We start from the raw sequence: 7,749 nt of genomic DNA, 5'->3' as shown, positions 1-7,749 counted from the left end.
CACATCAATAGTATTCCAATAATCCCCCCAAACAGAAGCCCCATACATCTGGAGCAAAGATAATTTTCAAGTCCAAAAAAATGTATTGAGCGATCTTTTCTCCGATGGCAAAAACACAATCCATATTTTCGATTTCGTATTTGAATATACAGGATTGGACCCAGTTGTTCATCCATCGTATATTCAAATTTCATAGATAACTCTTGAATCTAAAGAATAAAATGAGGATTGGCCATAATCTCTTCTAAATTGCCAAGTCTCAATTTTCCACACCTAATACCCATCAATATCCTTTGATATTAATGCGTGTGATTTTTTGCGGCACCTCTCGCCCCCCAAATATATTTCGACCACAATGTTCATCTGATTGTGCAAATTTTCAAAATTTTTTAGCCGCGCACCACTTTTTTTGCAGGAAAAACTGCCAATTTGGTCTACTTTGTACGNNGCCAGCTAACCCGCTGGTTCAGATAACCCTATAAACAACCGCGCATTTATAAAATATTTACAATGCTCTGGGAATTCTTCAAAACGACGAGCGCTCGGATAAAGGCGGCAGCAAAATCCGTCAAAACAAAATTCCTTGTTTTGATCGGCCAGCCTGAACCCGAGGCTCCGGAAAAATACCCGGTCCAGAAGAACAACTACACGTCCGAAACCCGGCGTGCAATGAANNGGGCCAGTGGTGCAGACTGACGAGCAGCCACGCCCCTATCTTTTCGCTCTTCACCTATTTTGGTGATCGTCAGTAGAATCAGATAACCTGCTGTCGGATCTTTTTCATGGCGTTTGTCCGATAGGTCACCTGCCGTTTCGAGAAAAACGGTACACGACCGGACAATAGCCATGGCTCTATCCGGCCCGGCAGGAAGCAATTTTCAAAATTCAGGGAACGTGGTTGAACAAGAAACACAAGACTGGTGAAAAAATGCAGAACGGGATTATTCGTGAACCCCTGCGGGTCACGCAGGAAGCCGTGGACGCGTACGAGAAGCGGTCCGGCTTCTATGGCATTGGCAAGAAAATGGTTGAACACGGTCGCTGGAAGATCGTCACAAAAGAGGAGGCACCATGCAGGCACAGTTAGTTGGCAGCTCACAGGCGAAACTTACCCAGTCATGCCGTGAAACTGCCAAACATAATTTTGTTTCTGACTTTATATCCCTCACTGAATGGACACGAACGACCGGAGGAGAAGCATGAGCCATTTCTCCGCCGGGCTCGTCATGACCGGAGGCGACGGGTATGTCCATGTCCGGATCTGGGGCGAGTCGTACTACATCTGCCCCGAGGAACTGGGGATGCTGCTCTTCGTGGGCGACCGGGTCCCGCTGCTGAAAAAAGGACCGGACCCCCATGGAATGCCGCTGATATCCGGTATCGCACAGCTCAATCCGTCAGGCCGGGCCGTTATCATCGGGGTTGGGAAAACCCGGTACATGCTCCCCCGCGACCGGTTCATCGCGGTTGCGCTCGGCGAGGATATATCCTGCCTCCTCTTTGAGGTCCCCTCCGATGTGAAGGAACCCGAAATCATTTCACCGTCAAAGAAAGGAGCGACCTCATGACCAGCCGTCGCAGCAGGCTGATCGAGGACGGGGCCCGCGAACTGCTCCAGTTTCATGGGTATAAGGTCCGGGTCCTGCCGGTAGGATTCAACAAGCGGCTTCCCCCGGCCCACCTTGTCGCAACCCGGCCATCCGGGGAAACACGGTTCATCCGGATCACGAAACTCTTTCACCAGTCCTCCTCGGTGCAGACCGTTGAACAGAGATGTTACGTGGGCCTGGCGCAGCTTCGCAAGCATCAGGCTCTCCATGCCGGAGAGACCGGGCTTCATTACGAGATCTGGTGCTATTCCCTGAGCCATGGTTTCCGGTGTTTTGAGGTACACAAAGACAGTGTGCGGGAGATCCCCAAACTCTCGCTCTACTCCCCGGTCCCCCGGAAGTCCGGAGGTGTCGCATGACCGCCGTTCACCGGATGCGGATACTGGAACAACAGGCCGGTACCATCTTCCTGAAACTGGGATATAAGCCCGTGATCGTCAGCAACTGTTTCCGGAATTCCCGGTACATCTAGTTCAACCTGTCCGCCCGCAAGGAACTGGAAGACGGGACCATCGATGCCGTAATGGTGAAACTGAAAATTTCCCTTCACGCGATGCAGTCCCTGGATGAAGCAGCGGTCTTCTGCCGGAACGAGATCGGGCGCATGAAGAGATTCTTTGACCAGGTGCCGCAGGGAGTGAAATGTTCCCGTTTCGAGGTCTGGATCTCGATTCCTTCGGACCGGTTCCAGCAGTTCGAGATCACCCGGGACGGCATCCGGGAAATTCTTATTCCTGATGAAAAGACCGGGCAGAACGGAGGTAAGGCATGATCGCACAGATTTCATTCAACACCTCGAAGGAGCGGGCCGCTGAACTGCTCATCTCCCGGGGCTTTGAGCCGGTCCTGCCGGTCGAGAGTAGTTTCCTCTCGCGCCACATCCGCCTTCATCTGATCGGGCTGCGGGGCAACTATGAGGCGCTCTGCGTGAAATTGCGGATCGCTCACGGCGCGGTGAGCGTGCCATATGTCGAATCGTTCTGCAGGTTTGAGTGCTGCCAGTTCCGTTCGTTCCTGACAAAATATCCGGGCAATGTGTTCCTGCGCTGCGAGATCTGGGTCGTGTCACCGAACGGTTCAATCCATTGTTACGAGGTGCTGCCAGACTCTCTCCTGGAGGTGGCAGCCTATGCTGGATGAAGATGAGAAACCGGCAGTCACGACCGACAAGAGAGGGGGCATCCCGCTCTACCTGATCTCGAACGTGATCGAAGCCCTGGTCNNGTGAATCCGGAAAGCCCTGCCCCCGAAGAAGGCGACGGGCATGGCTAACCATTATTTCTTCCTGAGTCCGGACGGAAGCCAGGGTGTGGGTGGTGACCCGTGGATGGATTGCTGCGTGAGGCAATTGCCCGAATAGCCGGACCCGGGCAGGTCGTGGAGGTCCGGGCACTCACCGACCAGTTCACCCACAGCGGATACTTCAGCGATCACGATGCCCTTGTCCGGTCAGTGGAGCCGCTCGATGCCGATGGCTCGATCCATGGCATCTATGTCACGCTGAATGAAGTGAACCCGGCCCTGCTCTCGCGTCGGGCAAACCGGATTAAGATGCGGCTCGGCAAGAAGGACAGCACCACGAGCGACGCGGATATCCAGCGCCGCCGCTGGCTGCCTATCGACATTGACCCGCTGCGACCGAGTGGCGTATCGAGTACGGATGAGGAGCACGGCCTTGCACTCGCGAAAGCCGATGAGATTGCCCGGTGGATTGCCGGGCTCGGCTTCCCGGACCCGGTCCGGGCGGACTCCGGCAACGGGGCCCACCTGCTCTACCGCATCGACCTGCCGAATGATGAGAGTGCAACGGCGCTCGTGAAGGCGTGCCTCACGACACTTTCCACCTTCTTCTCGGATGAGCGGGTGAACGTGGACACGGCGAATTTCAACGCGGCCCGCATCTGGAAACTTTATGGTACTGTGTCGCGGAAGGGTGACAATACCTCTGAACGCCCGTACCGGCGGAGCCGGATCCTCTCGGCCCCGGATGAGTTGAAGATCGTAAGCGTGGAGCAGCTCCGCGATCTCGTGGCCCGGCTGCCAACTGAGCAGCAGGCACAACAGCAGCCGACTACAGCGAAGGATAAGCGCTTCGATCTGCATCACTGGCTCGCCGATCACGGGGTCGGGGTCCGGTCCGAGAAACCGTACAGCGGCGGTACGCTGTATATTCTCGACCAGTGCCCGTTCTCTTCAGCACACAAGGACGGAGCCTTTGCTATCCAGTTCGGCAACGGTGCGGTCTTTGCCGGCTGCAAGCACACTTCCTGCGGGAGCGGTACTCAGCGATGGCAGGAACTCCGCGAGCAGTTCGAGCCGGACCGGGCAGCGAAGCGGAAGGACTGGGAGCAGAAACAGAAGAATTACCGGAAGGACCGGGCAAAGGCCAAGATTGAGAGTGAAAATCCTGCGGACCCGGGCCCGGCACCGGAGCCGGTAAACCCCGATGCCCGGGCCACGGCTCTCGATGTGCTGGAACACGGCGATCCGGCAGCGTTGATGCTCACGGCCTTTGCCCAGGAGCATGTTGGCGACGAGATTCTCGCCCGCTGTATGATCCTGTCGATGGCCTCGCAGGCCGTGAAGAACTCGGACGGGTTGCATGTCTCCGTGACCGGGGATTCCGGCAAGGGAAAGACGCACGCCTTCAAGAAGATGATGCGGCAGGTCCCGGACCGGTACAAGGTGAAAGGCACGGTGAGCAACAAGGCCCTGTACTATATGAAAGACCTCAAGCCCCGGACAGTGCTGATGAGCGATGACACTGAGCTCTCGGACGGTATCCAGGAGATCCTGAAGTCGGCGACCTCGAACTTCCATGAACCGATTACGCATACGACGGTCACAAAAGATCTTACTTCCCGGGTATGCACGATTCCCGAGCAGTGCGTCTGGTGGATTGCGAAGAAGGAAGGGACCGGAGACGACCAGGTGATGAACCGGATGCTTACCTGCTGGATTGATGAGTCTTCCGAGCAGGACGCCCGGGTACTGGTAGCTAAACAGGAACGGGAGATGCTGGACCCGGACTCGTTTGTTGATGAGACTGCTGAGCTGCGGACCTGCCGGGAGATTTGGGAGATCCTGCACGAGCAGACAATCTGGGTAATCATTCCGTATTCGAAGCGGGTGCGGTTCAATGCAATTTGCAACCGGCGCAATCCCGACATGCTCTACGATCTGATCAAGAGCCATGCGGCTCTCTTCTTCATGCAGCGCCGGCAGAAGACGAGCGGGGATGGCACGCTCTGCATATACGCAGATGAGGCGGATTTCGCAGCGGCGAATGATATCTTCACGCTCCTGAACGGTACAGCGGGTGGACAGGAATCGAAGATGACGAAGAAGGAGTCGGACCTGCTTGCGATTATTGAGAAGGCGGATCAACCGGAGTTCACCATCCAGGATCTCCAGCGGTTCACCGGTGCGTCCTACATGGGAATTTACCGGATGATCAAAGGCTACGACAGCCGGGGAAAGAATTATACCGGGCTTTTGGAAAAGTGCCCGGCCCTCTCATTCACAGACCGGACAGTGACCGTAACCGAGACTGACGGGTATGCGGTCCGTCGCAGGACCGAAGCGTTCACGTGGAACCGTGAGATCTTCCGGCAGTGGGCGAATGGCGGGTCCTGCTGGCTCGACCACGACCCGCACGGCGGTAATGATGATGGTGGCGCAGGGTCATTTACAGCATTACAGCACGTTTANNACGTTTACAGCAGTTTTACAGCAACTGCTTTAAATCAAAATGGCGCAATTTCCAAACCCGGATTCCCCCCTACTCCTGTTTATAATAATAATTCTGTACTAAGAGAAGGTAATTTACAGCAAAAAGAGAATGCTGCTACTCACGCAGAACCCGGTGTGCAGAGTACACAGTGTCTCCATGATTCCCAATCTGCTGTAAATGAAAACCGATCTCTGCAAATTCCTGTGCAATCGGGAAATAAAATACCAGAACACGCTCCGATGACTTACAGCAACTGCTGTAAAACTGCTGAAATGAGCCCGGATTCGACCCCCTCTGCTGTAAACAAGGATCAGCCCCGGTCCATCCGGGCCGCTGATTACAAGAAACTCGAACCTCCGGAGCCAAAGACCGTGTGCTATGCCTGCGGGAAGAAAGGCTCCTGGTTTATTGAAAAATTCACCAAAGAGCGTCGGGCCCGGCCCAAGGATCAGCAGGATGCCCGGCGGGTTTGTCGCTCATGTTACAATGAGGCGATGAAAGCGGAGCAGATGGCTGCGGTTCCTTTACCGGGGACCGTGGATGTTTCCCGGTGCAGTCGCGTGACAGCGGATGTGGGGAAGTGCTCGGTGTGCGGGATTGCGAAGGCTTCTTGGATTGATCGCGAGACCGGAGTGAAGCTCTGCGAGCATTGTTACGGGAGAGGTTTGCGGGAGAGTGCCCGGGAGGCCGGAGTGGTGTGACGGTCCCGCCTGCTCTGCTGTCGCATGAGAGCACGGAGCATTACACGCCGCAGTACATCCTTGCTGCGGTGATCGCCTGCATGGGCGCGATCGATCTGGACCCGTGCAGCAACAGCCGGGAGATCCCGAACGTACCGGCAGCGAGGCATTACACCGTTCAGGAGAATGGGCTTGTGCAGCCGTGGGAAGATCGGATTTTTCTCAATCCTCCTTTTGGTCATGATGTGGAGCGGTGGTTCTCGAAACTTTACCTGGAGAGGTCCGCTGGCCGGACTACTGAGGCGATTGTGTTGTGGAAGTCGGCGACAGAGACCGCAGCTTGGAAGACATTGACGGCGATATCGTGCCGGGTTTGTTTTCCTTCTGCGAGGATCCGGTTTATTGGTCCACAGGGGAATGATTCAGGGCCGACGTTTTCACCGGCACTGTTCTATGTTGGTTCGCGAGTTAAAAGATTTGAAGAGGCATTCGCGGAAATTGGGATGGTTTGGGTTGTGCCTTTAACTATCTCATTACTTTCACCACACGTTGCTTAACGATTTATAACCTCAAGCAAACGTAATCACTAACAATATAAAAAACTGAAAATTGGATTCGTGAGAGGTTCTGAAGGTATGCCATCAACTGTGGAACAGGGTTTTACAAAATTTCATACTTGGTTAACACCGACCCAAGGAGAAAATGATGCAGCGAAAAGACATAGATCTTCAATCGAAGCTTGTTTAAAAACAAATTTTGATATGACGAGGTTTTTTAGGACGGGTTCATTTGGGAACGGAACGAGTATAAGGGGTTATAGCGATGTTGACTACTTCGCCTCGATCCCTCGTGAAAAATTGAAAAATGATTCGTCCGTTTCCTTAAGGATCGTGAAAGACGCATTAGATCTACGATTCCCCGGCACTGGTGTCAGAGTGAATAGCCCGGCAATCTACATTCCCTTTGGAACTGATGCTTCAGAATCGACCGAAATCGTCCCTGCCGATTATTTGGGAGACACGACGATCAATAGATCTGTCTACCCTGTTTATCATATTCCTGACGGAGAGGGATCCTGGATGAACGCGAGCCCCGATGCTCACAATACTTATGTTGCCTACGTTAATGGTGAAAAAGGTCAGAAGGTTAAACCTTTAATCAGATTTCTGAAAGCATGGAAATTTTATCAAAATGTTCCCATCTCATCATTTTATCTGGAGATGCGAGCTGCTCAGTTCGCAGCAAATGAAGGTAGAATCGAGTATTCAATGGACCTGAAAACACTATTAAGGAAATTATATGATTCAGATTTAGCTGCACTCCAAGATCCCATGGGAGTTTCGGGCTATGTCCGGCCATGTTCAACTGATGCGAAAAAGACTGATTCACTATCGAAACTTGGTACAGCCGTTGTCAGAGCTGAAAAGGCCGTCGATGCTGAGAATGCCGGTAAAATTTCCGATGCATACTATTGGTGGGATCTTCTGTTCAACAATCAATTTCCGGCATACTGATGGCGAACATGGCGCATAATATTTTTTTAGCACAGAACAGTGAGGAAAATCTAGGTCTCCTTGCAGCTCAGCGAGCATTGTATTCCCAAGCCAAAACATACCGTCAGATGCGAACAATTTTTTCGGTTATTCTTGCGATTTTTGGACCAATTTTATTTTATTTTTTCACAGATTGTAGACCCACAATCACAATAATCGGCGCTGCATGGGCA

The 7,749-nt window shown here is 53.2% G+C and carries 10 protein-coding genes; 9 read left to right on the top strand and 1 reads right to left on the bottom strand.

Annotated features, from left to right (window positions below; translation table 11 throughout):
* On the bottom strand, positions 1-176 hold a 176-nt coding region (locus QZN75_RS09955; protein WP_366652791.1), incomplete at its 3' end, for a DUF2085 domain-containing protein.
* 722 nt (positions 177-898) lie between these two features.
* On the opposite strand from QZN75_RS09955, the gene QZN75_RS03015 reads away from it, so the two are divergent.
* From QZN75_RS03015 to QZN75_RS02975, 9 genes are all read left to right on the top strand, one after another.
* Positions 899-1,087, top strand: coding sequence for a hypothetical protein (locus tag QZN75_RS03015; protein ID WP_292424553.1), 189 nt, complete (start codon positions 899-901; stop codon positions 1,085-1,087).
* 85 nt (positions 1,088-1,172) lie between these two features.
* Complete coding sequence (locus QZN75_RS03010) at positions 1,173-1,568, top strand: hypothetical protein (protein ID WP_292424550.1); 396 nt, start codon at positions 1,173-1,175, stop codon at positions 1,566-1,568.
* Entirely contained in the window at positions 1,565-1,969 is a 405-nt protein-coding gene (locus tag QZN75_RS03005; protein ID WP_292424548.1) for a hypothetical protein, read from the top strand. The genes QZN75_RS03010 and QZN75_RS03005 overlap by 4 nt, the downstream gene beginning before the upstream one ends.
* Positions 1,970-2,133: 164 nt before the next feature.
* A complete protein-coding gene (locus QZN75_RS03000; RefSeq protein ID WP_292424545.1) occupies positions 2,134-2,382 on the top strand; it encodes a hypothetical protein in 249 nt (82 codons plus the stop codon).
* Entirely contained in the window at positions 2,379-2,750 is a 372-nt protein-coding gene (locus QZN75_RS02995; protein ID WP_292424542.1) for a hypothetical protein, read from the top strand. Before QZN75_RS03000 ends, QZN75_RS02995 begins: the two co-directional genes overlap by 4 nt.
* A gap of 183 nt (positions 2,751-2,933) precedes the next feature.
* On the top strand, positions 2,934-6,044 hold the full coding sequence (locus tag QZN75_RS02990) for a hypothetical protein (protein ID WP_292424539.1): 3,111 nt from the start codon (positions 2,934-2,936) through the stop codon (positions 6,042-6,044).
* Positions 6,041-6,580 carry a DNA N-6-adenine-methyltransferase gene (locus QZN75_RS02985; RefSeq protein ID WP_292424537.1) on the top strand — a complete coding sequence of 180 codons (540 nt, stop codon included), beginning with the start codon at positions 6,041-6,043 and terminating at the stop codon, positions 6,578-6,580. Before QZN75_RS02990 ends, QZN75_RS02985 begins: the two co-directional genes overlap by 4 nt.
* Positions 6,581-6,658: 78 nt before the next feature.
* Positions 6,659-7,537, top strand: coding sequence for a nucleotidyltransferase (locus QZN75_RS02980; RefSeq protein WP_292424534.1), 879 nt, complete (start codon positions 6,659-6,661; stop codon positions 7,535-7,537).
* On the top strand, positions 7,537-7,749 hold a 213-nt coding region (locus QZN75_RS02975), incomplete at its 3' end, for an S-4TM family putative pore-forming effector (protein ID WP_292424531.1). The genes QZN75_RS02980 and QZN75_RS02975, both read left to right, overlap by 1 nt.

The sequence above is a fragment of the Methanoregula sp. genome, assembly GCF_003170075.1.
Lineage (GTDB): Archaea > Halobacteriota > Methanomicrobia > Methanomicrobiales > Methanospirillaceae > Methanoregula.
Note: the sequence above shows the minus strand (reverse complement) of the source record. Positions and strands in the feature narration are given on the sequence as shown.